20 protein-coding genes and 1 pseudogene are annotated in these 24,629 nt (G+C 72.8%); 6 read left to right on the top strand and 15 right to left on the bottom strand.

Features of this window, described 5'->3' with window-relative positions:
* Positions 1 to 180 precede the first annotated feature (180 nt).
* Entirely contained in the window at positions 181 to 1,368 is a 1,188-nt protein-coding gene (locus DVA86_RS21470; RefSeq protein WP_342776369.1) for an FAD-dependent oxidoreductase, read from the top strand.
* Between the two features lie 85 nt (positions 1,369 to 1,453).
* Positions 1,454 to 2,362, top strand: a complete 909-nt coding sequence (locus tag DVA86_RS21465) for an NAD-dependent epimerase/dehydratase family protein (protein WP_208880602.1) — start codon at positions 1,454 to 1,456, stop codon at positions 2,360 to 2,362.
* Between the two features lie 69 nt (positions 2,363 to 2,431).
* Here the strand turns inward: DVA86_RS21465 and DVA86_RS21460 are convergent, their stop codons facing one another.
* From DVA86_RS21460 to DVA86_RS21450, 3 genes are all read right to left on the bottom strand, one after another.
* Positions 2,432 to 2,722 carry an acyl carrier protein gene (locus DVA86_RS21460; RefSeq protein ID WP_208880600.1) on the bottom strand — a complete coding sequence of 97 codons (291 nt, stop codon included), beginning with the start codon at positions 2,720 to 2,722 and terminating at the stop codon, positions 2,432 to 2,434.
* Positions 2,719 to 5,145 carry a hypothetical protein gene (locus DVA86_RS21455; protein WP_208880599.1) on the bottom strand — a complete coding sequence of 809 codons (2,427 nt, stop codon included), beginning with the start codon at positions 5,143 to 5,145 and terminating at the stop codon, positions 2,719 to 2,721. Before DVA86_RS21455 ends, DVA86_RS21460 begins: the two co-directional genes overlap by 4 nt.
* A 74-nt stretch (positions 5,146 to 5,219) precedes the next feature.
* On the bottom strand, positions 5,220 to 6,071 hold the full coding sequence (locus tag DVA86_RS21450) for a class I SAM-dependent methyltransferase (RefSeq protein WP_208880598.1): 852 nt from the start codon (positions 6,069 to 6,071) through the stop codon (positions 5,220 to 5,222).
* Positions 6,072 to 6,253: 182 nt separating this feature from the next.
* Between DVA86_RS21450 and DVA86_RS21445 the strand changes: the two genes are divergently transcribed.
* A complete protein-coding gene (locus DVA86_RS21445) occupies positions 6,254 to 6,751 on the top strand; it encodes a DUF2867 domain-containing protein (RefSeq protein WP_208880597.1) in 498 nt (165 codons plus the stop codon).
* Here DVA86_RS21445 and aceA read toward each other — a convergent pair.
* From aceA to DVA86_RS21420, 5 genes and pseudogenes are all read right to left on the bottom strand, one after another.
* Positions 6,748 to 8,028: an isocitrate lyase gene (gene aceA, locus DVA86_RS21440; RefSeq protein ID WP_208880596.1), complete on the bottom strand. Its 1,281-nt coding sequence runs from the start codon at positions 8,026 to 8,028 to the stop codon at positions 6,748 to 6,750. The genes DVA86_RS21445 and aceA overlap by 4 nt on opposite strands.
* A gap of 9 nt (positions 8,029 to 8,037) precedes the next feature.
* Complete coding sequence (locus DVA86_RS21435; RefSeq protein ID WP_222623345.1) at positions 8,038 to 9,783, bottom strand: alpha/beta fold hydrolase; 1,746 nt, start codon at positions 9,781 to 9,783, stop codon at positions 8,038 to 8,040.
* A gap of 67 nt (positions 9,784 to 9,850) precedes the next feature.
* Positions 9,851 to 11,125 (bottom strand): annotated as a pseudogene (locus DVA86_RS21430) (serine/threonine-protein kinase); the annotation flags it as partial.
* Positions 11,126 to 11,196: 71 nt separating this feature from the next.
* Positions 11,197 to 11,688: a MarR family winged helix-turn-helix transcriptional regulator gene (locus DVA86_RS21425; RefSeq protein WP_208884976.1), complete on the bottom strand. Its 492-nt coding sequence runs from the start codon at positions 11,686 to 11,688 to the stop codon at positions 11,197 to 11,199.
* A gap of 103 nt (positions 11,689 to 11,791) precedes the next feature.
* Positions 11,792 to 12,382 (bottom strand): DJ-1/PfpI family protein, encoded by a 591-nt coding sequence (locus DVA86_RS21420; protein WP_208880592.1) that lies wholly within the window; start codon positions 12,380 to 12,382, stop codon positions 11,792 to 11,794.
* Positions 12,383 to 12,584: 202 nt separating this feature from the next.
* Here DVA86_RS21420 and DVA86_RS21415 point away from each other — a divergent pair, with 202 nt between their 5' ends.
* The 3 genes from DVA86_RS21415 (at position 12,585) to DVA86_RS21405 (ending at position 15,585) form a co-directional block, all read left to right on the top strand.
* Positions 12,585 to 14,072, top strand: coding sequence for an aspartate aminotransferase family protein (locus DVA86_RS21415; protein ID WP_208880591.1), 1,488 nt, complete (start codon positions 12,585 to 12,587; stop codon positions 14,070 to 14,072).
* Positions 14,069 to 14,737, top strand: a complete 669-nt coding sequence (locus DVA86_RS21410; RefSeq protein WP_281279309.1) for a GntR family transcriptional regulator — start codon at positions 14,069 to 14,071, stop codon at positions 14,735 to 14,737. Before DVA86_RS21415 ends, DVA86_RS21410 begins: the two co-directional genes overlap by 4 nt.
* A gap of 197 nt (positions 14,738 to 14,934) precedes the next feature.
* Entirely contained in the window at positions 14,935 to 15,585 is a 651-nt protein-coding gene (locus DVA86_RS21405) for a hypothetical protein (protein ID WP_208880589.1), read from the top strand.
* Between the two features lie 168 nt (positions 15,586 to 15,753).
* Here DVA86_RS21405 and DVA86_RS21400 read toward each other — a convergent pair whose 3' ends face one another.
* The 7 genes from DVA86_RS21400 to purD form a co-directional block, all read right to left on the bottom strand.
* A complete protein-coding gene (locus tag DVA86_RS21400) occupies positions 15,754 to 16,476 on the bottom strand; it encodes an SDR family oxidoreductase (RefSeq protein ID WP_208880587.1) in 723 nt (240 codons plus the stop codon).
* 115 nt (positions 16,477 to 16,591) lie between these two features.
* The gene (locus tag DVA86_RS21395; RefSeq protein WP_245996875.1) at positions 16,592 to 16,996 is read right to left on the bottom strand and encodes a nuclear transport factor 2 family protein; all 405 of its coding nucleotides are present in this window, start codon (positions 16,994 to 16,996) and stop codon (positions 16,592 to 16,594) included.
* 39 nt (positions 16,997 to 17,035) lie between these two features.
* Entirely contained in the window at positions 17,036 to 17,782 is a 747-nt protein-coding gene (locus DVA86_RS21390; protein WP_425470896.1) for an SLATT domain-containing protein, read from the bottom strand.
* 305 nt (positions 17,783 to 18,087) lie between these two features.
* Positions 18,088 to 19,014 (bottom strand): phosphoribosylaminoimidazolesuccinocarboxamide synthase, encoded by a 927-nt coding sequence (locus tag DVA86_RS21385; protein WP_208880585.1) that lies wholly within the window; start codon positions 19,012 to 19,014, stop codon positions 18,088 to 18,090.
* Positions 19,015 to 19,104: 90 nt separating this feature from the next.
* A complete protein-coding gene (locus tag DVA86_RS21380; RefSeq protein ID WP_425470895.1) occupies positions 19,105 to 20,748 on the bottom strand; it encodes a N,N-dimethylformamidase beta subunit family domain-containing protein in 1,644 nt (547 codons plus the stop codon).
* A gap of 119 nt (positions 20,749 to 20,867) precedes the next feature.
* Positions 20,868 to 22,898 carry a hypothetical protein gene (locus DVA86_RS21375; protein ID WP_208880582.1) on the bottom strand — a complete coding sequence of 677 codons (2,031 nt, stop codon included), beginning with the start codon at positions 22,896 to 22,898 and terminating at the stop codon, positions 20,868 to 20,870.
* Between the two features lie 390 nt (positions 22,899 to 23,288).
* Positions 23,289 to 24,560 (bottom strand): phosphoribosylamine--glycine ligase, encoded by a 1,272-nt coding sequence (gene purD, locus DVA86_RS21370; protein ID WP_208880580.1) that lies wholly within the window; start codon positions 24,558 to 24,560, stop codon positions 23,289 to 23,291.
* Positions 24,561 to 24,629 lie beyond the last annotated feature (69 nt).

Below are 24,629 nucleotides of genomic sequence, written 5' to 3'. Positions count from 1 at the left end.
CCGGGCCGGGCGCCGTTCTGTGTGGCAACCGGCCCGTGCGGCCCTTCGTACGGTCCTCCGTGCGCCCTCCGTGCGGCCCAACTCCCGTACGGAGGGCGGCATTTGTGCCGCACTTCTCTTGCGCGCGGCATCCCGCGATGCGAATGTGGGGCCGTGGTGAGTGACGGAGCACGTTCCGGCATGGAGATGCCCGATACGGTTATCGTCGGCGGCGGCCTGGCGGGCCTGTCCACGGGCATTGCGCTAGCCGAATCCGGAATCGACACAGCGATCATCGAAGCACGCGGGAAAGCCAAGGCGGATATCTTTGGCTTTCTGCTCTGGCCTCCCGGAACGCGCACTCTCCGGTGGCTGGGGGCGCTTCCGGAAGCACTCCGGAGCGGTGCGGAACTGGAATCCCTCACTTGGTTCGTCGCCGGCCAGGAACACACCTGGCTGAACGTGGATCTGGCGGAACTGGGCGCGGGCACGTTCCTCGGAATTCGGCCTTCCCGACTGGAATCCGTGCTCCGGGAAGCGGCACTCGCCGCCGGTGTGCGGATCTTCGATTCGGTCGACGACTGGAGCCTGCGCCGCGAGCGCGCCGCCTGGACCGTACGGCTGCGGCGCGACGACGGCCCCGTCGAGCTGCGTACGCCCCTGCTGATCGGCGCGGACGGCTCCGGCTCACGGCTCCGCGGCGAACTGGGCCTCGCCTCCTCGCGCTGGCAGCCGCGCGGCCAGGCCATCGTCACCGGCGTCGGCGGCCCGCTGCCCGAACGCGCCTCCCGGCAGGCGCTGTCCGCGGACGGCTCGGGCGGCTGCGTGAGCCTCGGCGAGAAGGCGAGCTGGCTCTACACCGTCGCACAGGAGACCGACGTCTCCGATCCCGAGCGCGCACTGCGGCAGTACGCCCACCTCGACGACGCCGACGAGGCGTACGCCACCGCGTTCGACCAGGTCGAGCGCGCCGTGGTGGTCCGGCCCTGGACCATCACCGTGCCGCGCTGGGCCACCGACGGCGCGGTGCTCATGGGCGACGCGGCGCACGGCATGCTGCCGCACCTCGGCCTCGGCGGCTCGCTGACGCTGGAGGACGTGCCGCTGCTGCGGGAGGTCGTCGAAGAGGCCGTCCGTACGGGCGACTTCTGCGCATCCCGGCTCTCCGCCTTCCAGCGGCGGCGGCAGGCCCGTACGGCCTACGCGCAGCGCATCTCCAACCAGTGGGCGCGGGTGCTGTGCAGCACCACGCCGGGCGCGCGCACGGCCCGCGACCTGGCGATGCGCCGTATGGCCCGCAACATGGAGCTGGCGTCGCGCTTCTACCGCGAGCTGGCCTCGCCCTCGGTGCCCTCGCTGGGCACCCGGATGCGGATGATGATGCTGTAGCGGACGGACCCTCCGCACCGGCCGTGCCCCACGAACTCCCACGACATCCACGAACTCCCTCGAACTCCACTGATACGGGACACACATGAGCGCACGTGGTACGCAAGGCACGGCCGCCGTCGTCGGCGGCCGCGGGTTCATCGGCGGCGCCTGTGTCGAGGCACTGCGCGAGGCGGGCTGGGACGTCGTTGTCGTGACGCACAACGCGCGGCTCGCGGCCCGGCACGACGGCTACCGCTGGGGCGACATGCTCGACCCCACGACCCTCGGCCCGGCCGTCGAGGGCGCCGACGTCGTGGTGCAGAGCGCGAACTTCCCCGACTACCCCTTCGAGAAGCCGCGCCGGCGGCACAGCTTCCTGGAGTACGACGGCCTGGGCACCGAGCGCCTGGTGCGCGCGGCCCGCGCGGCGGGCGTACGGCGGTACGTCTACATCGCGGGCGTCGGGGTCACGGAGAACCCGGTCAAGCCGTACTTCCAGGCGATCCGGCGCGGTGAACTCGCCGTCGCCGACTCCGGGATGGAGCACGTCACCGTGCGCCCCGCGTTCGTCTACGGGCCCCGGGACAACGGCATCAACCGGATCATCCGCGCCTGCCGCTACCTGCCCGTGCTGCCCCTGCCCGGGAACGGCGCGCAGAACCACCAGCCCGTCTACGTGGACGACGTCGGCCGTCTGGTCGCGCGCGCGGCGGAGCCGGGGGCACCGGAGGGCACGTTCGAGATCGGCGGCCCGGAGCGGATGACGATGTCGGCCATGCTGACGACCGCGCTGGAACTGGTGGGCCGCAAGCGCCCGGTCGTCAACGTCCCGGACGGCGTGGCCCGCCCCGGCGCCCGCCTGCTGGCGGGGCTGCCCGGCTCGCTCCTCACCCCGAACGCGCTGGACTTCATGCTGGAGGACTTCGTGGCCGACCTGGAGCCCCTCCAGAAGCACTACGAGACGCGGCTGACCCCGTTCCTGGACGGCCTGCGGGACTACCTGCACCGCTGAAGCAAGCCGCCTGTGGCGGGTCCGCCCCGCACCCGGCGGCTCTCGGCCGCGGGGCGCGGGGCGGTCTCGTCAGGCGCCGGCGGAGTCGTGCTCCTTGATGAGCGCGCACACCAGGTCGACGACGTCGCCGACGGTCCGCACGTAGGACAGCTGCTCGCGTTCGACGCGCCGCCCCAGCTCCCGCTCCAGCACCGTCACCAGCTCGATGAAGTCCATCGAGTCCAGTCCGATCTCCTCGCGGAGATTGGTGCGAGGGTCCTCGATGTCCTCCCGCGGCACCACCGCGGCCTCGGAGAGGAGGGCCACCACCCGGTCGTGTACGCGGGCGCGTTCCGCCTGTTCCTCGGTGTTCGCCGTCACTCCGCTGCCTCCTGCGCCGAGATGGGAAGTCCTGCCATGGCGAGCGCCTTCGGGGAGAGCTCGTCGCGCTGCCAGCCGAGGGACGAGAACCTGCTGAGCCCGTCGCCCTCGTTGTTGTGACCGACCAGGACCGAGTACAGGTTGACGGTCCCCGGCTCCTGCAGCTGCTCGGCGAGCGGCACGTCGCCCCAGCGCGCGATGCGGCGGTGGCGTACGGTCAGCGGCCCGTAGCGGTGCTCGTAGTCCGGCGGGGTGAAGGTCAGCACGCCGGTCTGGCCGCTGACCCCGGAGGGGTCCAGCGACTCGCGGTAGGTGCGGATCACGGAGTGGCTGCCGTTCACGAAGCGGAAGACCGTCAGGTTGTGCGGGAACTCCGAGCCGTCCACCCCGATCTGCTGTACGAGGCTGGGGATCACGTCCGGCACCATGGCCGCGGTGCCGTCCCCGGTGAAGGAGATGACGTTGCGGTCGCGCCGGGTGACGATGCCCGGCAGCGCCATCAGACCGTCGCCCATCAGGCCGCGGCCGTACCAGCCCGAGACGCAAGGGCCCGTGCGGGGCAGGCTGTTGACGGCGGACAGGCCCGCGCGCCCGATGTCGTACACGCCGGTGTACTCGTAGCCGTCCTCGCGGATGATCGTGTCCAGGACGCCGCGCAGCCTGCGGAAGAAGTGGTTGGTGGTCATGGGCAGCACCGGCAACAGGCCGATCACGTCGCCGTCCGACTCGGTGGTGGAGGCGATGGCGGCACGCCGGTACGCCAGCACCTCCGGGTCCACGTCGAGCCGCTCGTGGAGGGCGCGCAGGACGGCCTCCGGCTCGCCGACCACGCCCAGGCCGGTGAAGGGCGCCTGGTCGGTCTCCCGGTCGCAGATCTGGACCGGAGCCAGCTTCCGCAGCGCCGAGTCCGAGAATGGCGTGTCGATCTGCGGGATCTGTGTGCCCAGGAACATCACGGCCTGCTCGTCCGCCGGCCGCATCGCGCCCTCCCGGTAGAGGTACTCGTGGACGCGCGCGGAGTAGCCGTACATGCTGAGCGTGCCGATGAACTCCTCGACCGTGCGCCCGTCGCGGTAGCGGCTGACGGTGCCCGGCTGCGCCACCGAGTCCGCGAGCGCGATGCCGGCCTTGCGCGCCAGCGAGTACATCAGCTCCTGCGCGCGCTCGCGCAGCGGACCGACCTGGCAGAGGATGCGCTTGCGCCCCGTGTTCAGCAGCTCGGCCAGTTCGTCGATCGCGGGGGAGCGCACCTCCTCGACGCGCGGCGCGGGCGCCGCGACGGCGGGCGGCACCTCCTCGGCGGGAAGGGTGGTCTGGAGCACGTCGCGGGGGGCGATGACCATGACCGGTCCCCGGTCCGCCGAGTACGCCTCGAACGCCTCGGCCAGCCCCCGCGCGATGTCGTCGGACCTGCCGATGTGCACCACCGGGAACCCGCGGGCCAGCAGCGAGGGGCGGCTGTCCTCGGTGCGGTGGATCGTGCCCTGGAACGGGTGCCACTGGTCCTCGCGGGAGTCGCAGCACACGATGAACCCCTTGGTGCGTACGGCGACATGGTTGGCGAGGGTGCCGCGGAACTCCTCGTGCATGCCGCTGGTCGCGACGATCGCGAACGGTGCCTCGTCCAGCGTCCAGCGCGCCAGCGCCGAACAGGCGAGACTGTGCTCGCTCGGCCCGCGCACGATCGGATTGCCGTTGTCCACCGCCCGGCGTTCGATGTCGTCGATGAACGTGGCGACCCCGGAGCCCGTGTAGTAGTGCAGCCCCCAGGAGTCGCCGGCCTGGGCGTCCAGGAAGTCGGCGATGGCGTTCGCGATGGTGCTGGGCTTCAGCTCCGGCCGCAGCCGGCTGGTGCTGTGCAGCTGGACCGTGTCGACGAAGGCGCAGGCGATGTCCGCGGTGACCACCCACTCCCTGTCGGGGCGCCAGCGCGGGCTGAACATCTCCGCCGAGTAGAAGCTCTCGACGTCCTCGTCGGTGTACACCTGCACGGAGCACGGCCCCGGCGCGAAGTCCACCGTGTCACCGAGCGAGCGTGCCAGCTCGGCCAGGCGCGAGTTGAGGCCGTCCGGCGAGGTCAGCCGGTAGCGGTGATCGCCGTGGTCGATCACCAGCAGGCTGAGCAGGGCCCTGCGGTCACCGGCCGCCTCCAGCGCGGCCTTGTCGACCTCGTCCAGCGAGGAGACCGTCAGCAGGGTGAAGCGGTCCTCGGGCGCGACCAGGTCGAGAAAGCGCAGACCGCGCCGTACGACGTCCTCGTAGTCCTGCCGCGCCGGCGCCGCGGCCGGCGGAACGCTCACCACGGCCTCGCGGTGTGCGGCCAGATCGGTCAGAGCGCGGCTCGCCGCGGCACCCACCGCGTCGCCGTCGCTGACCACGACCACCAGGCGGTGGGTGGAGCTGACGGGGGGCAACTCGGGCATCTGTGGTACTCCCTCATGAGATGTGATCGGTGGCATTCCGAAGGGACCTGTGGGGGCGGAGACGCGAGGGCCGCTCACGGGCCGGCGGAGCCGTGGCCCCCCAGCCGCAGCACCGCGCCCCACGGGGCGCGGCCGGGCCGCCGCGGATCGGGCTCGGGCAGCCTGGCCAGCAGCCGCATCGCGGGGGAGAGGCGCTTCCACCTCGCCGCGGCGGACAGCTGGGTGGAGACGGACTCGACCTTCCAGCCGTCCTGTTCGAAGAACGCCGCGCCTTCGGGCGGGCCGAAGACGACGGGGGCGTTGTTGATCCGGCCCGCCTTGGCGGACATCTTCACCACAGTGGGGCTGACGATGTCCGTGATCCACCAGTCGGCCTGGCAGGACCGCAACTGCGAGGTGAGCTCCCGTACCTGCGGGGCCTCCAGATACAGCAGCAGCCCCTCGGTGACGACGAGCGTGCGGCCGGGGCCGCCGAGCGTACGGGAGAGGAGATCGCGTCGCGCGTCGGCGTCGGCGAGGTCGGCCGGGACGCGCTGCAGCCGGCACCGCGGGGTCTCCCCCGCGAGTGCCTGCTCCTTCTCCTGCAGCAGCGGCGGAAGATCCACCTCGATCCACTCCAGGTCGGCCGGGAGGTCCAGCCGGTACGGCCTGGTGTCGAACCCGGCGGCGAGGTTGACCACCCGGGTGCAGCCCTCCGCGAGACAGGTCGCGATCAGGTCGTCGATCAGCTTGGTCCGTGCGATGAAGAACCAGCCGTTGCCGAAGGAGCGCTTGGCCTCCTCCGCGATGATCCGGCCGCGTTCGCCGGCGAGCCCGGCCGCGTACGGATCCTTGAAGAGAGCGTCGGGCCGGGCGTGTTCCCGTGCCCGGTACTCGGCCACCCAGCGTGCGGTGTCCGAGACGTTCTGCATCACCGATTTCACCATGGGTTCTCCCGAAGTCCGCGGTGTGGCTGTCCCGGGGGCGGCACCGCGACCGCGACAGCCGGAACCGCGGTAGCCGGTGTCAGGGGGGAGGTTCCGGGTACACTCCACGCGTTCCAATTACTCCTGTTTTCCAGTGAGTTGCACTGTTCCTCCCAGATTCCGAACCGAGGGAGCTCCTCCTGATGGCCAGTCCGCGAGCACGCCGGGTCGACGTGCCGGAAACCCTCCTGAACAGCAGGGAGTTCAAGGACGCGCACTACATGTCCGCGTACGAGCTGCCGGCCCGCGACGCCCGTTCCGTCCCGCCCGAGGAATGGGGGCGGGCGACCTTCGAGGGCGCCCCCGCGCCGCTCCGGGGCTTTCTGGTGCTGGGCTGGACCCAGGTGCTCCGGCTGCGGCTGGGGCCCCGGTCCTCCGGCGACCACATCCTGGGCTGGCACCTGTCCGGCCCGGTGTCCACGCAGGACGAGAGCTTCGACTCGCTTGTACTGGAGGGCCATTCCGGGAGCGTGGCCACCTACAACGCCGTGCTGGCCGGGGGCGACAGTGTCGTGTGGGCCACCGCGGTGCACTTCCTGCGGCCGGCCGGGAACCTCCTCTGGCGTACGGCCCAGCCCGTCCACCAGCTGGTCGTGCCCGCGCTGCTCAAGCGGGCCGGCCGGTCCCTCGCGCCCGGCTAGAACTGCTCCTCCTCGGTGGAGCCGGTCAGCGCGGTGGTGGCGGAGGCCGGATTGAGGGCGGTGGAGACCGCGTCGAAGTAGCCCGTGCCGACCTCGCGTTGGTGCCTCACGGCGGTGAAGCCGTGCTCCTGGGCGGCGAACTCCCGTTCCTGGAGATCGACATAGGCGGTCATGCCGGTCTCCGCGTAACCGCGGGCGAGGTCGAACATGCCGTGGTTGAGGGAGTGGAATCCGGCCAGGGTGATGAACTGGAAGCGGTAGCCCATGGCGGCCAGTTCCCCCTGGAACTTGGCGATCCGGTCGTCGTCGAGCGCCGCCTTCCAGTTGAAGGAGGGCGAGCAGTTGTAGGCCAGCAGCCGGTCGGGGTACCGGGCGTGTACGGCCTCGGCGAACTCGCGGGCCTGGCCGAGGTCCGGGGTGCCGGTCTCCAGCCACAGCAGATCGGCGTACGGGGCGTACGCCAGGCCGCGCGCGATGGCCGGCTCCATGCCGCCCCGTACCCGGAAGAAGCCCTCGCCGGTGCGCTCACCCGTGCAGAAGCGCGCGTCCTCGTCGTCGATGTCGCTGGTCAGCAGGGTGGCGGCCAGCGCGTCCGTACGGGCCACCACCAGCGTGGGCACGTCGGCGATGTCGGCGGCCAGCCTGGCGGCGTTGAGTGTCCTGATGTGCTGGGACGTGGGCACGAGGACCTTGCCGCCCAGGTGGCCGCACTTCTTCTCGGAGGCGAGCTGGTCCTCGTAGTGGATGCCGGCCGCCCCCGCGGCGATCATCGCCTTGGTGAGCTCGAAGGCGTTGAGCGGTCCGCCGAAGCCGGCTTCCGCGTCGGCGACGATCGGGACGAGCCAGTCGGTGTCGTCGCCCGCGTCCTCCAGGGCGGCGATCTGGTCGGCGCGCAGCAGCGCGTTGTTGATGCGACGCACCACCTGGGGCACCGAGTTGGCCGGATAGAGGCTCTGGTCGGGGTAGGTGTGCCCGGCGAGATTGGCGTCGGCGGCCACTTGCCAGCCCGACAGGTAGACGGCCTGCAGCCCGGCCCGCACCTGCTGGACCGCCTGTCCGCCCGTCAGCGCCCCCAGCGCGTGGATGTAGTCGCGTTCGTGCAGCTGCCGCCAGAGCCGTTCGGCGCCGCGCCGCGCGAGCGTGTGCTCCTCCCGCACGGTTCCCGACAGTCGTACGACGTCCTCGGCGCCGTGCGTACGCTCGACGCCCCGCCACCGCGGGTCCGTCGCCCACCGCCGTTCGAGCTGCCGTACGGCGGTCGTTCCGTTCTGTGTCATGGTGTCCCCTTATCGCTGCTCCGGGCCGGACACCCGGGTGCTGTCGTCGTCCCGGCGCGCGAACCAGCCGGTGATCGTGCGCGCGGTCAGCGCGGCCTTGCTCTCCAGGACCGAGAAGTGGTCGGCGGGAAGCGACTCGGCGAAGTCGGCGGCCTTCCACGTCGGATCGATGGGGGCGTGGAGTTCCGCTTCCGGGTCGGTGGCCCGCACGGCCAGCGTCGGCGCGGCGACGGGGCCCGGCGCCCACTCCTCGTACAGCCGCAGGTACGCGCCCATGGCCATGAGGTTGTCGTCGTTGACGACCAGGCCCGTCGGGTCACGGTGGAGGATCTCGCCCATGGCCCAGACGAACAGCGCCTCCCGTTCGCCGGCGTCGTCGATGTCGTAGGTGTCGATCATGACGACGCCCTCGACCCGGTGGCCGTGGCTCTCCAGCCGCTCGGTGACCGCCTGCGCCATCAGGCCGCCGACCGAGTGGCCGACCAGCGCCAGCGGCCGGCCGGCCGCCGCCTTCAGCGCGGCCTGCGCCATCGCCTCGACGGCCACCTGCCACGAGGCCGGCAGCGGCTGGCCCTTCCCGAAGCCCGGCAGAACGAGCGCGGAGACCGGCAGCCGCGGCGCGAACTCCGAGGCCAGCAGCGCGAACTGGTGCGGCCCCGAACCCGCGAGGAACGAGGGGACGCACACCACCGCCGGGTCCGCCGCCCCTTCGGAGACCACGATGGACCCCGCGGTCTCGCCCAGCTCCGCGAGCGAGGAGAACGACGGCCGGAACTTCGAGGCGCCGGTGATCACCGGCACGGCGTCGGACAGGGTGCCGGTGATGTGCGCCCGGTGCAGCAGCGACGTGAAGGCCCCGGACGGGCGGTCGCTCTCCGCCTCGGGGCGGGGGGTGGCTGCGGCGGACGCGGTGTCCGGTTCCGAGAACCAGTAGCGCTGCCGCTGGAACGGGTACGTCGGCAGCTTGACGCGGGGCATCTGCCGCCCCGCGTACAGGGCGGGCCAGTCGACGCGGACTCCGCCGACGCCGGCCGCGGCCAGCGACCGCCAGAACTGCTCGGCCTCCTCGACCCCTTCGGGGAGTGGCGGAGTGACGTGTACGTCGTCGGGCTCGCAGTCGGCCGTCGTGAGCGCCGCCGTGACCGTGTCCGTGAGGGACGGCTGCGGACTGATCTCGAGAAAGGCACGGAACCCCTGCGCCACGCGGTCCCGTACCGTGGCAGACAGCGCGTCGTCCCCGCCTTCGTTCTCCGGCGCGTCGTTCTCCGGAGAGTCGTTCTCCGCGGCGGAGCGGGCCACCTCACCCGCCGCTTCGGAGAGGGGGCGGGTCCCCTCGATCACCGCCGCCGCCAACTCCCCGCCGGGTTCGGCCAGTACGGCTTCCGATGCCACACCGAAGGCGCGCCAGAGCGCGGCCAGGGACACCTGGACGGCGAACAGTGCCGGGGCGAGGGCTTCGGGCCGGCCCGGGGAGGGTGCGTCGGGGGTGCCGTGGAGTGTGTCGAGGAGGTTCCAGCCGGTGTGCGGGGTGAGGGCTTCGGCGCACCGCTCCATCTCCTCCGCGAACACGGCCGACGACCGCAGCAGACCGCGTACCGACTCCAGTGACTGCGCGCGCGGCGCCGGCACCACGAACGCCACCCGGCCGGGCCGTACGCGCGCGGGGGGCACCACGTGGGGGCTCGGCTGTTTGTTGGTGAGGTGCGGGACGCTTCGGCGGCGGTCGCGGTGGGCGCGGGCTCGTGCAACAAACACACGATCGAGATCAGACGTCGACACCCACGCAGACTTGTGCCGATGCCGTGGTCGGCAGCGTCAGATGTGGTTGAGAGACGGGCGGTGGGGCGGGCACGGAGCCGGGCCCGCTCACCTCGGTCGGCAGGCCGTGCAGGGTGGGTGGCGTGGACGGGCCCTCCGCGGCGGCCGCGGCAGCCGCCGCAGGCGGCGCGACGGGCGGCGGGCCCGTGTCCGCGGTGGTGGGCGGATGCGCGGGCGGCGAACCGGCGGCAGCGGGCCACGCGTCCGCCGGCGAGTCCGACGCGTCCGTGGGCCCGGCGGGCGCCCCGGCCCCGGCCGCCGCTGCGGCCGGTGCCGCGGGCGGGGGCGCGGGCGCATCCCCGGGTGCCGGCGGCAGGGCGAGTTGGGCACCGCGGCCGTCCGAATCGCCGCTGGGGTGTTCCGCCTCCAGCAACTCGGTGGCGTGCCGCCCCAGCTGGGCGATCAGCGAGCCGGGCAGCCACGGCTCGTCGGGCGCGTCCAGGGCGTCCGGGGCGGTCTCCGGATCGGCGGTGCGCTCCAGCAGCTGCTCCAGCGTGGGCCGTTCGGCCGGGTCCTTCGCGAGACAGCTGGTGACCAGCTCGCGGAGGCCCTCCGGCAGTTCGCTGAGCTGCGCTTCCTCCTGCGCGATGCGGTAGAGGATCGCGTGCACGCCACTGTTGGCGCCGCCGAACGGGAGTTGCGCGGTCGCCGCGTACGCCAGCACCGAACCGAGGCAGAAGATGTCGCTGGCCGGCGTCAGCCGGTCCCCGCGCACCTGCTCGGGGGAGAGGAAGCCGGGCGTGCCGACAATCGCTCCGGTGTGCGTGAGGCCGTCGCCCGCGACGGTCGCCTCGAGCGCGCGGGCGATGCCGAAGTCGATGACGCGTGGCCCGTCGATGGTGATCAGCACATTGGAGGGCTTGAGGTCCCGGTGGACGATGCCCGCGGCGTGCACGGCCTGCAGCGCGCGGGCGAGTCCGGCCGCCAGAAGTCTCACGGAGCGTTCGGGCAGGGGTCTTTGGCTCTCGCCGATGACCTTCTGAAGGGAGGGGCCCGCGATGTACCCGGTCGCCACCCACGGAGTCTCGGCTTCCGTGTCGGCGTCCAGGACAGGCGCGGTCCACACGCCGCCGACCCGGCGTGCCGCCCGTACCTCCTGCCTGAAGCGCGCCCGGAATTCCTCCTGTTGGGTCAGCTCGTTCCGCACCAGCTTGACCGCGACCGTGCGGCCCCGGTCGCTGCGGGCGAGGTAGACCCGGCCCATGCCGCCCTCGCCGAGCCTGCCGATCAGCCGGTACCCACCGATCCTCCGCGGGTCCTGAGCCTCAAGCTTCTCCATACCGTTTGTCCCTTCCCCGACACGGAGGGTATGTGCTCTCGTGTGGGACCGGACAGACCGTCGCTGATCCGTTATCCGTCGTGTTCCGCCGTCGCCTCCCGGTGCTCCCGCGCCTCCTTCTTCTCCAATGCTTCCAGGGCCGTGGCCAGCCGTTCCTGTGCCGCCAGCACCTCCGCGAACTCGGCCTCACCGCCCAGCTCCTCCGCGAGCCGCGACGCGAACTCGGCGTGTCCCGGCGAGATGCGGGCGACCGCCGCCCGGCCCTCCTCGGTCGGTGTGACGAGCTTGGCTCTGCGGTGTGCCGGGTTCGGCTCGTATGTCGCCAGGCCGCGTTCCACGAGCAGGTCCGCGATCCGCTGCACGCTCTGCCGGGTGATGCCCATCGTGCGGGCGATCCCGGCCACGGGCAGCGGCTCGTGCAGCACCGCCCCGAGCACCTGCCACCATGCGGCCGTCAGCCCGGCGGGCCGCGCGAGCCGCTCGGCGACCGACAGATACTGGCCGTTGAGCCGGAACGCGGTCAGTGCCGAGCCGCTGAGCAGGTCTTGCGCCGCCCGCTCCAGCGGAGTCAGAGCCGTCGCCCATCCTGGATCGTCGTCGCTCACGCCGCCATCACCTCACTCGTCTTCGGTGTCCTTGCCTCGTCCGGAATGCCCGTCCCCCGCCTCACCCGTCCTGGGCCGCGGCGAGCACCGCGTACGCCTCGGTGTCCGAGTGCCGGAACACCCGGAACCAGGCGTCGAGCACCTCCGGGGTGAACGTGCCCAGCAGCGCGAATATCTCCCGGGCGAACGCCACCGGCTCGGTCGGCCCCGCCGTGATCACCAGGCCGTCCCCGTCGGTGACCGCGTCCGCGTCGCGATACCTGTCCGCACCCTTGTAACCCGACGCCGCCAGATACTCCGGCACCGCGCTGGTGTGGTCGCGGTCGTCGAGCAGGTCGCCCGCCGCGAGCCCGAAAGTGGCCCCGCAGATCGCCGCGACCGGGACGCCGGCCGTGACGAACTCCCGCGCCGTGCGCACGAACGGCGCCAGCTCGTCCCCGAACCACAGGTCCGCGCCCGGCAGGATCAGCAGCTCGCTGTCCTCGGGCCGCAGCTCCGCCAGTGCCAGCTCGGGCTGGACGCGCATGCCGCCCTTGCTGGTGACCGGATCGAGCGTCCGGCCGACGGTGGTGACGCCGCCGGGCAGATGGGCCGCCGCGTGCCCGCACTCCCAGTCGGCGAAGGTGTCGTAAACGGCCATGTGAACGCTCATGGTGGGCTCCTTCCGCGGTCCTCGACCGCACGACAGTATTCTGTCAATTCGACAGCAGGCTGTCAATGGTCTAGAGTGATCGATGGCAATCCCCACACCTCGGTCCGCACCGCAGACGCCGGCGCGGACCGATCTCTAGGCTGGGGGCGCCGACGTCCACCACTCCGGGGGCGAGCGGTACGAGCGAAGAGGTGAGAGCCGTATGACCAGCAACAACACCCTGCCCGCGCAGCCCGGCCGGCCTGTACGAACGGGCCTGCCCGACCGGCACCTGCCGGCTCCGGCCGCCAAGGCGGCGGTGCAGGCCGCGGACCGCGCGCACGTCTTCCACTCCTGGTCGGCGCAGGGCCTGATCGACCCGCTCCCCGTGGCCGGCGCCGAGGGGTCGTATTTCTGGGACTACGACGGAAACCGCTTCCTCGACTTCTCCTCCCAGCTCGTCAACACCAACATCGGCCACCAGCACCCCAAGGTCGTGGCCGCGATCCAGGAGCAGGCGGCCCGCATGTGCACGCTCGCGCCCGGCTTCGCCGTCGACGTGCGGGCCGAGGCCGCACGGCTGATAGCCGGCCGCACCCCCGGCGACCTCGACAAGGTCTTCTTCACCAACGGCGGCGCCGAGGCCGTCGAGCACGCGGTGCGGATGGCGCGGGTGCACACCGGGCGGCCGAAGGTGATGTCCGCGTACCGCTCGTACCACGGCGCGACCGCCGCCGCGATCAACCTCACCGGCGACCCGCGCCGCTGGGCCTCCGACACCGCGTCGGCGGGGGTGGTGCGGTTCTGGGGCCCACACCTCTACCGCTCGCACTTCCACGCCGCCACCGAGGCCGAGGAGTGCGAGCGCGCGCTCGCGCATCTGGAGGAGACGGTCCTCTTCGAGGGCCCGCAGTCGGTCGCCGCGATCGTGCTGGAGACGATCGTCGGCACGGCCGGCGTGCTGGTGCCGCCGCCCGGCTATCTGGCGGGTGTGCGGGACATCTGCGACCGGCACGGCATCGTCTTCGTGCTGGACGAGGTGATGTCGGGCTTCGGGCGTACGGGCACGTGGTTCGCGGCCGATCTCTTCGATGTCACGCCCGACCTGCTGACCTTCGCCAAGGGCGTCAACTCCGGCTATGTGCCGCTCGGCGGTGTCGCGATATCCGCCGCCGTGGCCGCGACCTTCGACCGGCGTCCGTATCCGGGCGGGCTCACGTATTCGGGGCATCCGCTCGCCTGCGCCTCCGCCGTCGCCACGATCAACGCCATGGCGGAGGAGGGCATCGTGGAGAACGCCGCGCGTATCGGCGAGACCGTGCTCGGGCCCGGCCTGCGCGCCCTCGCCGAGCGCCACCCGTCGGTCGGAGAGGTGCGCGGCACGGGCGTCTTCTGGGCGCTGGACCTCGTACGGGACCGGGAGACGCGGGAGCCGCTCGTGCCGTACAACGCGACGGGCGCCGACAACCAGCCGATGGCCGACTTCGCGGCGGCCTGTAAGCGGCAGGGGCTGTGGCCGTTTGTGAACATGAACCGTACGCACGCCGTGCCGCCCTGCACCGTCACGGAGGCCGAGGCGAAGGAGGGCCTGGCCGCCCTCGACGAGGCGCTGCACGTCGCCGACGCGCACACGGCGGCAGGCGCGCGCACGGCGGCAGGCGGCGGGGCAGCGTCGGACGGCGGGGCCCCGGCCGCGGGGCGCGTGCTGTGATCCGGCGCAGCACCCTGCGCGCGCAGATCGCCGTCGCGCTGCGCGACGAGATCATGGCCGGACGGCTGCCGACCGGCCGCGACTTCACGGTCAAGGAGATCGCCGAGCAGTACGGCGTGTCCGCGACGCCCGTACGCGAGGCGCTGGTCGATCTCGCCGCGCAGGGGCTGCTGGAGGTGGAGCAGCACCGCGGTTTCCGCGTGCACGAGTTCACGCTGGACGACTTCCGGTCGATGGTCGAGGCGCGGACGCTCGTCTTCGACGGTGTGTTCCGGCAGGTCGCCAGCGGGGAGGGGCGCGCGCGGCCGCCGGACGCGGCCGCTCTTGCTTCCGTGCGCCGCCGCGCGGAGGCGGCGGAGCGGGCCGCGCTGGCCGGCGAGCTGGACGTGCTGATCGGCTACGACCTGAGGTACTGGCGAGAGTTGGGAGGGATCATAGGGAACTCCTACATAACCGACTTCCTGGATCGAATACGCGTCCAGTGCTGGGCGTTCGCCGTTCCCTATCTGCGCCGCGAAGAGGAGTTGGCAGGTCAGCTGTGGTCGGGCCACCGTGAGCTGCTCGCCGCGGTCGAACGGCGCGACACGGCGTCGGCGGAGCGGATCGTCGGTGAGTACAACGCGCACTCGGTGGCGCTCGTCCAGAAGCTCACCGGACGCTCCTGACCGGTTCTGGCGCGTCCTGATTCGTTCTGGTCCCGTCGGGCCCATTCCTGGCCACCTCTGTCCGTAGGACACTCCTGCGTGTCTGCGCACACGGAGTGAACAAGCTGTTCCAGTCCATATGTGACCGCATGCAGACTGCAACTGTCCTGTGTACAGCACTAGGCTGTGCCGACGACCGTCGTGCATTGGAGCACCCCTTGGCCTGTGATCTCTGGCTGGTCCCCCTGGTCGACGTGCTGTGCCACAGCCCCGACAACCCGTTCGCGGAGGAGATCGCGACGTACGACCGGGCGCTGGCGGAATCCGGCCTGCCGCCGGTGCCCGTACACGGCTATGTCGCGGGGCTCTCCGGCGACGTGGCCCCGGTCGCGGGCTTCGACTACGACGCGCTGCACCTGCTGCGCCGCGCGCACCTGCTGCAGCTGTGCGGCCTCGAGGTCACACCGGTGGACGCCCTGGGCGGCGACTACGAGCAGCTGCTGGAGATGTTCGAGCCGACCGCCCAGCAGTCGCATCTGGTCTGGCACTACGACCACGCGGGCGCGTACGTCCCCATCGACTTCGCCGCCCCGCTGTCGAACGACGAACTCCTCGAAGGCGGCGGCCCGTTGGGCTCCGGCCAGGGCCTGCTGCGCGAACTCGAGGCCGTCGCGCCCTTCCTGGGCCTCGACCCGGCCAACCCGCCGCCTCCGCCCGAGCCGCCGTCCCGGCCCACGGAGCTGGAGGAGCCGGCGGCGCCGATCGCGTACGGCGACAGCCCGTTCGCCCGCGAACGGCACGTCTGGCTCGGGCTGCACGCGGCGGCGACACGGAGCCTGGCGCAGGGCTCGATGATCATCTTCAGCTGACGGTACGGGGTGGGCGGGGGCGCCGGGTCAGGCCCGGGCGCCCCGTCACCATCGGCGCGGTGCCGCTCGGTCGGCCAGGCTGCTCACACTGGCTGACTCCTCAGCCAAGTCGGCCGCTCACACTGGCCAACTGCTCAGCCACGCCAACTGCTCAGCCACGCCAACCGTTCACACTGGCTGGCCGATCGGCCGCACGATCACGCTGTTCACATCGACGCCGCTCGGCTGGTTGACGGCCCAGACCAGCGAGTCCGCGAGCTGGTCGGCGGTCAGCATGTGCCCCTCCGGCGGCCCGCCGATGCCGTCCCAGAACGCCGTCTCGACCCGGCCCGGCGCGATCAGGGTCACGCCGACACCGTCGCGGGTCACCATGAGCCGGGTGTTCTCGGCGAGTGCCGTCACGGCCCACTTGGTCGCGCCGTACAGATTGCCCTCGGTGAACACGTGGCCCGCGACGCTGCCGACGAGGACGATGCGCCCGCGCGTCTCCCGCAGCGCGGGCAGCGCGGCCCGAATGAGCAGCGCCGGGCCGAGCACGTTGGTGAGCACCATCTCGCGCCAGTCGTCGGGGTGCCCTCCGGCGAGGCCGTCGGGGGTGGCGAAGCCCGCGTTGGCGACGACGGCGTCCAGCCGTCCGAACTCCTTCACGGTCGCCTCGACGGCGGCCTCCACCGCGCCGTTGTCGGACGCGTCGCCGGGAAGCGCCAACGGGCGGGCCGCCGCGCCGAGTTCACCGGTGACGCCGTCCGCGAAGCGCTCGAGCCTGCCGCGATCGCGTCCGGTGACGGCGACCCGGCCGCCCTGACGGATCAGCTGCCGCGCCGCCGCGGCGCCGATGCCGCTGGAGCCGCCGGTGATCAGAGTGACATGGGAATCACGGGAATCGGTCATGCGGCGCAGACTAGGATTTAGAGCACGCTCTATGGCAAGCCCGCCGCCCCCGCGGCCCGTTCCGGCTCCCCGGCCGGTCCTCGCGTCGTCGGCGGAGCCCCCTCGCGGGTCGGCGCTACGCCTCGTCCGCGAGCGTCCCCTGGTGGAAGTACAACCGCCAGCCCACACCCGTACGGTGGCGCCACAGCGAGCTGCGGCGGGCCCGGCGGCCGTCCCGTTCCGAGACGTAGGTGAGGTGGACGACGCCGGATGCGAGCAGCGTCCCCGCCATCCCCGTGACAGCGGTCGGCGTCTCGCCGCCGCCTGGTCCGGAGGCCATCGCGGTCATGACGGTGCCGCGGTCCCAGCGCCGCCCGGAGGCGCCGAACTCGGTGAACTCCGGGTCCAGCAGCTCCGTCACCAGCCGGGCGGAGGCGCGGACTTCGGGGTCGAGAAGCCGCAGTTCCCCGTCGATGGCGGCCTGGATCTGATCCGCTGCCCCCTCTGGCTGGAGGCCGTCCCCGACGCGCTCGCCGGCCACGCCCTGTTCACCGCCTGCCCGTCGCCACAGCGCGGCCGGTCATCGCGAGCTGTCCGGTGGGCGCTGGCGTGGCATGTTCGGGCGGGTCGTGCCCGGCAGCAGGGGGAAGCGGGCCGTCGGGCCGCCCTCCGTGCGGCTGCCGCCCGTGCTGCCGCCCGACTGCGCCCGCAGCGCCGTCGGCGACGTACGGAACTCCACGATCCAGTCCGCCGTTTCGGCCCGTACGAGCTCCGTGACGTCCTCCGCGAAGCGCCGCAGCACACCGAGGCAGCGCTCGGCGGCCTCGCTCGCGGTGCCCTCGGTCGGGCCGAGGACCTCGCGGATGCTCTCCGTGGCCCAGTCGTACTGGAAGGTCTCCAGGCGGCGTTGCACGGCCTGCGCCGTCGCCACCGAACGCATCCAGCCCGACGTCAGCCCGAACCAGCGGTCGCATCCCGCGCACGCCGCCGCGCCCAGCAGCGCCACGAACCCCCACGGCGCGAGGTCCGCGCCGAACGCGTCCGTCAGCTCCAGCAGCGGCAGCGCCGCCCCCGCGGTCAGCCCGGCCGCCGTACCGCAGCGCAGCGTCCGTGCCGCGCGGCGCTTCCAGCGCCGGTCGGCCAGATACCAGTCGACGACTCCGAGCGCGCCCTGCTCCACCCACTGGTACAGCTCGTCGAGCCGCTCCGCGGGCTCCTCCCAGTCCCCGGGCGGAAACGCGCGGCCCAGCAGGTCACCACGCCGCCGGCTCCGCTTCGCGGCACCACCCCGTGCGGTCTCCTCGGGACGCATCTCCGGCTGACTCACCCGCCAACTCCACTTCCTGCCACCGGCCGTGCCACCTGGCACCGGCCGTACGGTCGGCCGCCTGGACCCGCGCTTGGACCCGCCCGCCGCCCCCTTCGCCGCTCCCGCGGCCACCGCCGCGTCCGCTGCCGCTTCTGCTTCCGTTGCTCCCGTACGTGCTTGTCGCACCGTACGTTCTTCGTTACGCACGTACGCCCTTCGTTGCGCCCGTACGTTTTACCGCCACAAGCCGGACGGCGAAGGCACGATACGGGGATTTTCGCCCCGAAAGGGGCGCTGACTGCGGTCCCGGGCTCCTTCGGCCCTCACTCGAAGGGAGTACCGGTCAGCAGCCGGTACGCCTCCGCGTACGTGTCCCGGGTCCGCTCCACGACATGTGCGGGCAGCTCCGGCGGCGGCTGCTCGGAGCGCCGGTCCCAGCCGGACTCCGGGCCCGACAGCCAGTCGCGCACGTACTGCTTGTCGAACGGCCGCTGTGCGCGGCCCGGCTCCCAGTCGGCGGCGAGCCAGAAGCGGGACGAGTCGGGGGTGAGCACCTCGTCCCCGAGGACCAGCCGCTCCCCGCCCTCGCCGCCGCTGTCGCCGGCCGTCTCGAAGCCGAACTCGAACTTCGTGTCGGCCAGGATGATGCCACGGTCGCGGGCGAGATCACGGCCCCGATGGTAGACGGCCATCGTCAACTGCCGCAGCTGGGCTGCCGTTTCGGGCCCGACCCGCCGGGCGACATCCTCGTACGCGACGTTCTCGTCGTGCTCCCCGACCTCCGCCTTGGTGGCCGGGGTGAAGATCGGCGCGGGCAGTTCGGACCCGTCGGACAGGCCCTCGGGGAGCGCGAGCCCGCAGACCGTACGCGACTGCTCGTACTCCGCCAGGCCCGACCCCGTGAGGTAGCCGCGCGCCACGCACTCGACCGGGACCATGCGCAGCGGGCGGCACACGACCGTACGGCCGGCCCAGTCGGCGGGTGCGCCGGCGGGGAGGTCGGTGGAGAGCACGTGGTTCGGCACCAGGTCCGCCAGCTGCTCGAACCACCACAGCGAAAGCTGCGTCAGAATCCGGCCCTTGTCCGGGATGGTGCTCGGGAGCACCCAGTCGTACGCGGAGATCCGGTCGCTGGCGACCATGACCAGCTCGCCGGCCTCGTTCTGGTACAGCTCGCGCACCTTGCCGGTGTGCAGGTGCACCAGCCCGGGCACGTGTACGGGCTCGGGCTTCTCGACGAATCCGGACACGGCACTCTCCCATCGGCGGCACGGCGGACTTCTGCATTCTCCTTGATGCGCCGTGTGGCGGCTCGTCAGGGTGGCACGGGCCCGCCCCGGTCAGTCCCGTTTGCAGATGCGGTCCAGCAGGTTCGCCGTGGCCCGCTGCACGCGGGCGTCCGTGTGCCCGGGCCGGTCCAGCGCGGGCGACCACGCGAAGGTGCCGGAGGCGAAGACGAGGGCGCCGCTCGCCGCTCTGTACAGCGAGGTCTCCTGGTGCCGCCGGGCGCCCGCGTGCGTGCGGTACGGGGAGTGGGCGAGGAGGATGCGGTGCGTGTGCGCCGGGAGCTGCGTACGCGGGAAGTACCGGTCGGCCTCGCCCGCCACCAGGCCCGGCAGTTCGTCGCCCTCCGCCGCGCCGGTCGCGTCCCACAGCCAGTGGTCCGCGTTCCGTACGACCAGCGGGCGCGGCTCCGGCACCTGGCCCGCGTACTGGATGCCCAGCAGCTGCTGCTCCGGCTCGCCCTGCTCGCGCCACAGCGCGGAACGGCCGCCGCCCCGCCGCTTGCGGCAGCTGAGCAGGCGGTCGGGGGCGCCGTTGGCCAGCGGGTCCAGCTCCACCTGCCAGTACATGCTGTTCGCGGACAGGAACACCAGCGCCGTGCCGCTGTCCCGCGCCTTCTCGGCGGCGCGGCGCATCGGCCCCGACCAGTACTCGTCGTGGCCGGGGAAGACGAGCCCGCGGTAACGGGTGGGGTCGACACGGCCCGCGTGCAGGTCGCGGGTGTCGGCGTACGCGAGGTCGTAGCCGTAGCGCTCGGCCCAGCGGATGAAGTCGTACGCGTGCCCGACGTGCAGCGGCAGGCCCGCGCCCGCGAACGGGCGGTCGAAGGACACCGTGACGGCGGCGTCCTCCTCGCCGAGGAGGCGGCCCTCGCTGTCCCACGCGTGGTAGAGGCTGGCGCCCGTACGGCCGTCCTCCGGGAACAGGTTGTACGCCTGCCACGTGATGTCCGGCATGAGCAGCAGCAGATCGGCCGGATCGCGGTCGCGGACGGTGAACGGCACGTGGGAACGGTGGCCGTCCGCCGTGGTCAGCACCGCGACATGGGCGCCCGTCGACCAGTAGTCCGGGATCTGCAGCCGCCACGACAGCCACCAGTGGTGGCACGACACGGTGCGCTCGGCGGCCAGCGGCTCGGGCTGCACGATGCCGGAGAGGCGCGGACTGGTGGTGATCTTGGTGGCGCCCTCGCCGCCGTAGTGCCCGATGCGGTAGACGTCGACGCTGAACGGCTGGGGCGGGTTGACGGTGACCCGGAAGTCGATGGACGCGCCCGGGAGGACGCCGCCATCGCCGGACGCGAAGCCCTTGATCTGGCAGTGCACGTCGTCTGCAGTACGGGGGCCGCTGCCGGTGCCGCGCGGGGTCGGGATGACACGGGTGAAGTCGGTGCCGGTGCCGGTGCCGGGGACGGGGGCGGTGCCGGGTCTTCCGGTGCGTGCGGCCGTGCCGCCGGGTCCGCCGTCCGGTCCGGCGGCGGCGCCGGTGTGGCCCTCGCAGCCGGAGGCCAGGTCGACGTACCAGGGCACCACCCGGCCGTTCTCGAAGTAGTGCTCGCTGCCGCGCAACCACGGCAGCGGTCCCTGCCCGAACGGATCGGTGACGGCGTGCGCGAGTGCGCCGGACTCCCAACGGCCGATCTGCTGCGTCCTCACGTCGTGCTCCCCTCCAAGTCCCCCGCGGTCACGGAACAAGCACATCACATAACGCGAGCGGTTCGTCACCGTTCGTCGCGAGAATGGCTGGAGTGCCCGCCCTGGGACGGACGGCTGTGGTACGCACGCGCCTGCGCGAGGCCCGGAACGGCCGGCGCGGTCGGTCAGATGAGGCGTACGGGCTTGTCGGGGCGCACGCCCGCTCTCGCGAGCCACCCTCGCAACGGTTGCGCGTCACCGTCCTCGACGAGCGCGAGAACCGGACGGGTGAGGTCCGCGGACCGCTCTCCGTCGACCAGCAGCACCGGGCCGTCCAGCCAGTCCAGGCCCGGCGCCGCACCGGCGGTGTCGACGGCGGCGCAGCACACGGCGGCCGCGATGTGCTCGGCGAGCAACTCCCGGCCGCTGCGCGGCGGTTCCAGCGGGAGGCCCATCGGCTGCGGCAGGCCGTCCACGGGCTGCAACGGGTCGCCTGCCGCGGTCCCCGTGCCCGGCACCGCGCCGCGCGCCAGCTCCTCGCGCGCCACGGTGGCGCTGATCCGCGCGGCGATCGCGTCGCCGTGGCCGGTGGCGACGTCCGCGTCTGGCTCGTCCGCGCCGTCCGGGTCCCCCGCGCCGTCCGGGTTGCCGTCACCGCGGTGGGCGTCGGTGCCCGCGTCGGCGGCGGGGCGCGTGAGCCGGTCGATGATACGGGAGAGGGTCACGCCGTACGGGGGCCCGCCGCGCGTACGCTCCGGCTGCCGCTCCCGCTCCTGGGCCGCGGCGGCGGAGGTGTCGGCGGACGGGTCGGCGCCGTTCGCTCCCGCGTGTGCGTCCGCGCGGGAGCCGCGTATCTGCCGGGCGTCCGGGGCGTACGCGCCCGGCGCGCCCGGCGCGGCAGTCTTCGCCGTGCCACCGCCCAGCACCGCCGCCTCCGCGGCCTCCGTGGCGTCCAGCGCGTCGAACAGGCGGGACGCCTCCGCGCGCCAGATGCGGTCGACGACCTCCTCCGGATACGCCGCCCAGTCCACCGGCGCCCATTCGGTGCCGTCCGTGCCGTGCCCTCTCGGCTCGCCGTGGAACAGCCGCGCGGCCAGCAGCGAGATCGACTCGTCCATGCTGCCGGGCTCCTCGAGGAGGTCACACGCGGGCCGTTCGCCGAGCCGCGAGGAGAAGTCCTCGGCGAGGCGGTCGCGGCGGGAGAGCTCGGTGAGCGCCGAGACCACCCCGGCGTCCAGCCGGGAGGGCCAGCGCCCCGCCCGCCAGGCGGGCAGCGCGACCCGGGTCAGCAGCCGGTCCCAGCCCGCGTAGGCGAGCCCGACCTGCTCCTGTGCGGTGACCCGCAGCCGTTTGTCGGTCCCCTTCGCGCGGTCCGCCGCGGCGGCCGCGACGCCGCGTTCCATCTCGGACGTGTGCGGGCCGCAGGAACGGAGCATCAGCCGCGCGATCCAGCCCGTGAACCGCAGCACCACCCGCCGCACCGCCCCACGCCGCTGCCCCGCGGCGCCCGGCACGCTCGCCGCCATCCGCGCGTGGTCCGCCGCGGCCACTGCCGCGTCGAGGCTGCGGACGCAGCGCCGTGCGGCCGCTATGTCGGGATGCGCGGAAGGTCCCGTGCCGGCGACCACTGGGGCCAGCAGCGCGCGCAGCTCCGCGACCCGCATCCACCACAGGAACGGCGAGCCGATGACCAGCACCGGTGCCTCCGGCTCCGCGCCCCGGCGTACGCGGCGGCGCCGACGAGCGCCCGCATCCCTGCCCGCGTGCCCGCTCTCGTCCCTGCCCGCGTCCCCACTCTCGTCGTCCGCTCCGTGCGCCGGATGCGTACGGTCCTCGAGCCAGCTGTCGCAGTCGGGCGTGAGCGCGATCGCCGACGGAACCGGCACGTCCAGCCGCTGCGCGAGTTCGCGCACCAGCGCATACAGATCCGGTGCCGCCGCCTGCGCGACCGGCACCGTGGGGGTGATCGCGGGTCTCGCCCGCGCGATCACTATCGCGACGACGGCGGCAACCGCGAGCGTCAGCACCGCGACGACCGTCACCGTCCAGCGGAGCCCGTCCCACGCACTGCCCAACTGCCCCGTCACGCCGCCCGCGTGCAGGATGACGGCGGCCGCCGCGGGCAGCAGCGCGATGCTGAGCGCGGAGCCGCGGATGCGCAGCACGGCGAGGGCGTGACTGCGTGCGGTGGGGGTGTTCGCCTGCTGGCCTGGCACGAGCTGCTCACCCCCGGAGCACGTAGGACCGCTGTCGATTGCCTCTGTCGATTAACGCGACGTTCCCCCACTGTGGCACCGCGCACTGACAACGCAATGCGCGCAGGGCCAGTCGGTGGACCGGCCCGATTCGGCTGGTTACGGCTTGCCGGGAACCCTAGTTGGGCCCCGTGCACCCGTCAGCCGGACGGCCGTCCGTCACCCGATGGAATGGCTTTGGGGAGAGATGTTGCGTCAGAGGGGGGTGGTACGGGTGCCACTTATGTGCGCGATGCCCGTACTGCGAGGTATGTGCCGGGTTCGATGAGTTCCACGTGCTCTACGTGTTCCGCGTGTTCCGCGTGTTCCGCGTGTTCCGCGTGTTCCACGCGTTCGACGGGCGGACCGGCTCTACGCGTCCGTCTCGGCCGCGTCCGCCGCCGCCCGTTCCGCGATGTCCGTCCGGTGGTGCGAGCCCTCCAGCCGGATGCGCCCCACCGCCTCGTACGCCCGCGTGCGCGCCTTCGCCAGGTCCGCCCCCGTGGCGGTCACCGACAGCACGCGGCCGCCCGCGCTGACCGTACGGCCGTCCGCGTCGCGCCGGGTGCCCGCGTGCAGGACGTACGCCTTGGGCGCGTCCTGCGCCAGCACCGCGTCGAGTCCCTCGACCGGGTCGCCGGTACGGGGCGTGCCCGGGTAGTTGTGCGCGGCGATGACCACCGTCACCGCCGCCCCCTCGTGCCAGCGCAGCGGCGGGAACTCGGCCAGCGTCCCCGTGGCCGCCGCGTGCAGCAGGCCGCCCAGCGGCGTACGCAGCCGCGCCAGCACGGCCTGCGTCTCGGGGTCGCCGAAACGCGCGTTGAACTCGATCACCCGTACCCCGCGCGACGTGATCGCCAGCCCCGCGTACAGCAGTCCGGAGAACGGCGTGCCGCGGCGGCGCAGTTCGTCGACCGTCGGCTGCAGCACCGTCCGCTCGATCTCGTCGACCAGCTTCGGGTCGGCCCAGGGGAGCGGCGAGTACGCGCCCATGCCGCCCGTGTTCGGGCCCTCGTCGGCGTCGTAGGCGCGCTTGAAGTCCTGTGCGGGCTGGAGGGGTACGACGTGCTCGCCGTCGGTGACCGCGAACAGCGACACCTCGGGACCGTCCAGGAACTCCTCGATCACGACGCGCGCGCAGCCGCGGGCGTGTTCGCGTGCGGCGTCGAGGTCGTCGGTGACGACCACGCCCTTGCCCGCCGCGAGGCCGTCGTCCTTCACCACGTACGGGGGGCCGAACGCGTCCAGGGCGGCGTCGATCTCGGCGGCGTTCGTGCAGACGTAGGAGCGGGCGGTGGGCACGCCGGCGGCGGCCATCACCTCCTTGGCGAACGCCTTCGAGCCCTCGAGCTGCGCCGCCTCCGCGGACGGCCCGAAGACGGCGACGCCACGCGCCCGTACGGTGTCGGCCACACCGGCGACCAGCGGTGCCTCCGGCCCCACCACCACGAGCCCGGCCTCCACCTCGGCGGCCAGCGCGGCGACGGCGTCCCCGTCCAGCGGATCGACCTGGTGGAGCGTCGCCACGTCGGCGATCCCGGCGTTGCCGGGGGCGCAGTGGAGCGCGGTGACGTCGGGGTCGAGGGAGAGGGAGCGGCACAGGGCGTGTTCGCGGGCGCCGCCGCCGATGACGAGGACCTTCACGGGGAGAAGCGTAGCGGGCGTTTTTGTACGGGCCGTACGGGCGTGTGGGTCGGCGGGCCCGCCGCCGTT

This window comes from Streptomyces armeniacus, assembly GCF_003355155.1.
Classification (GTDB): domain Bacteria; phylum Actinomycetota; class Actinomycetes; order Streptomycetales; family Streptomycetaceae; genus Streptomyces; species Streptomyces armeniacus.
The sequence above is the reverse complement of the archived record's forward strand: the minus strand, read 5'-3'. Positions and strand labels throughout refer to the sequence as shown.

Excerpts from the sequence above, each read along its gene's own strand:
- DVA86_RS21465 (WP_208880602.1), top strand. The coding sequence starts at position 1,454 with ATGAGCGCACGTGGTACGCAAGGCACGGCCGCCGTCGTCGGCGGCCGC.
- DVA86_RS21420 (WP_208880592.1), bottom strand. The coding sequence starts at position 12,382 with ATGAGCGTTCACATGGCCGTTTACGACACCTTCGCCGACTGGGAGTGC.
- DVA86_RS21445 (WP_208880597.1), top strand. The coding sequence starts at position 6,254 with ATGGCCAGTCCGCGAGCACGCCGGGTCGACGTGCCGGAAACCCTCCTG.
- DVA86_RS21450 (WP_208880598.1), bottom strand. The coding sequence starts at position 6,071 with ATGGTGAAATCGGTGATGCAGAACGTCTCGGACACCGCACGCTGGGTG.
- DVA86_RS21415 (WP_208880591.1), top strand. The coding sequence starts at position 12,585 with ATGACCAGCAACAACACCCTGCCCGCGCAGCCCGGCCGGCCTGTACGA.
- DVA86_RS21470 (WP_342776369.1), top strand. The coding sequence starts at position 181 with ATGGAGATGCCCGATACGGTTATCGTCGGCGGCGGCCTGGCGGGCCTG.
- aceA (WP_208880596.1), bottom strand. The coding sequence starts at position 8,028 with ATGACACAGAACGGAACGACCGCCGTACGGCAGCTCGAACGGCGGTGG.
- DVA86_RS21400 (WP_208880587.1), bottom strand. The coding sequence starts at position 16,476 with ATGACCGATTCCCGTGATTCCCATGTCACTCTGATCACCGGCGGCTCC.
- DVA86_RS21380 (WP_425470895.1), bottom strand. The coding sequence starts at position 20,748 with ATGTGCTTGTTCCGTGACCGCGGGGGACTTGGAGGGGAGCACGACGTG.
- DVA86_RS21455 (WP_208880599.1), bottom strand. The coding sequence starts at position 5,145 with ATGCCCGAGTTGCCCCCCGTCAGCTCCACCCACCGCCTGGTGGTCGTG.